Raw genomic sequence first — 1,146 nt, forward strand, 5'->3', positions numbered from 1 at the left:
CAGACTGCTCCATCCCGCGATAATTTTACCTCTAAAGGAGGGTGAGAGATTCGAACTCTCGCGCCGAGTTGCCCCGACCTGACGGTTTTCAAGACCGTTCCCTTCAGCCAGACTTGGGTAACCCTCCATGAAAAACATAAAGGAGGGTGAAAGATTCGAACTTCCGCATCGGACTACTCCGACCTACATTTCTAAAAGAAACGCCTCTTTAACCAGACTTGAGTAACCCTCCATAATAATTCATAATGACCATCCATTGTGAACCCCAATGGACCTTGTAGGACTCGAACCTACGACCGGACGGTTATGAGCCGTCTGCTCTAACCAACTGAGCTAAAGGTCCAAGCTCTAATTATGAATATCGCGGCGGGGGGAATCGAACCCTCGACCTCTCGGGTATGAACCGAACGCTCTAGCCAGCTGAGCTACACCGCGATCCTATTGGCTTCCGCCAATCGGGAAAACAGGATTCGAACCTGCGACCCCTTGGTCCCAAACCAAGTGCTCTACCAAGCTGAGCTATTTCCCGTTTAATGCACCCAGTAGGAGTCGAACCTACAACCTTCTGATTCGTAGTCAGACACTCTATCCAGTTGCGCTATGGGTGCATAGTGCCGAGGACCGGGATCGAACCGGTACGGTAATCACTTACCGCGGGATTTTAAGTCCCGTGCGTCTGCCAATTCCGCCACCCCGGCAAAACGCAAAAGCGGAAAACGGGATTCGAACCCGCGACCCCCACCATGGCAAGGTGATGTTCTACCTCTGAACTATTTCCGCACAATGCCGACTAGAGGATTCGAACCTCCGACCCTCTGTTTACAAGACAGATGCTCTGCCAACTGAGCTAAGTCGGCATTTGTTCAACACAAACGACTTTATTATTATATTAAGGAACAACTTAAAAGTCAATCACTCATTTTAATTAACTTAGTCATATGGAGGATACAGGGCTCGAACCTGTGACCTCCTGCTTGTAGGGCAGATGCTCTCCCAGCTGAGCTAATCCTCCATTAAAAGCACGGCGACGTCCTACCCTCACAGGGGGCGGTCCCCCAACTACTCTCGGCGCGCTGAAGCTTAACTACTGTGTTCGGCATGGGAACAGGTGTATCCTTCAGGCCATCATCACCGCACTCTTTCCTT

Annotated in this window: 10 tRNA genes and 1 rRNA gene; all 11 read right to left on the reverse strand. The window is 50.6% G+C overall.

From position 1 onward, the window contains the following. Positions 1-35 precede the first annotated feature (35 nt). Positions 36-127: transfer RNA gene (locus ACI3EZ_RS07305), tRNA-Ser, on the reverse strand. A gap of 13 nt (positions 128-140) precedes the next feature. After that, positions 141-232: transfer RNA gene (locus ACI3EZ_RS07310), tRNA-Lys, on the reverse strand. A gap of 37 nt (positions 233-269) precedes the next feature. Beyond that, positions 270-343: transfer RNA gene (locus tag ACI3EZ_RS07315), tRNA-Ile, on the reverse strand. 18 nt (positions 344-361) lie between these two features. Next, positions 362-435: transfer RNA gene (locus ACI3EZ_RS07320), tRNA-Met, on the reverse strand. A gap of 20 nt (positions 436-455) precedes the next feature. Continuing rightward, a tRNA-Pro gene (locus tag ACI3EZ_RS07325) sits at positions 456-529 on the reverse strand. 5 nt (positions 530-534) lie between these two features. Continuing rightward, positions 535-608: transfer RNA gene (locus ACI3EZ_RS07330), tRNA-Arg, on the reverse strand. Between the two features lie 4 nt (positions 609-612). Continuing rightward, positions 613-698 (reverse strand) — tRNA-Leu (locus ACI3EZ_RS07335). A 10-nt stretch (positions 699-708) separates the two neighbouring features. Next, positions 709-780: transfer RNA gene (locus ACI3EZ_RS07340), tRNA-Gly, on the reverse strand. 4 nt (positions 781-784) lie between these two features. After that, positions 785-857, reverse strand: a tRNA-Thr gene (locus tag ACI3EZ_RS07345). An 82-nt stretch (positions 858-939) separates the two neighbouring features. Further along, positions 940-1,012, reverse strand: a tRNA-Val gene (locus tag ACI3EZ_RS07350). A 7-nt stretch (positions 1,013-1,019) separates the two neighbouring features. Continuing rightward, a 5S ribosomal RNA gene (rrf, locus tag ACI3EZ_RS07355) occupies positions 1,020-1,136 on the reverse strand. Positions 1,137-1,146: the final 10 nt, after the last annotated feature.

Source organism: Ligilactobacillus sp. LYQ60, from assembly GCF_045033015.1.
GTDB lineage: Bacteria > Bacillota > Bacilli > Lactobacillales > Lactobacillaceae > Ligilactobacillus.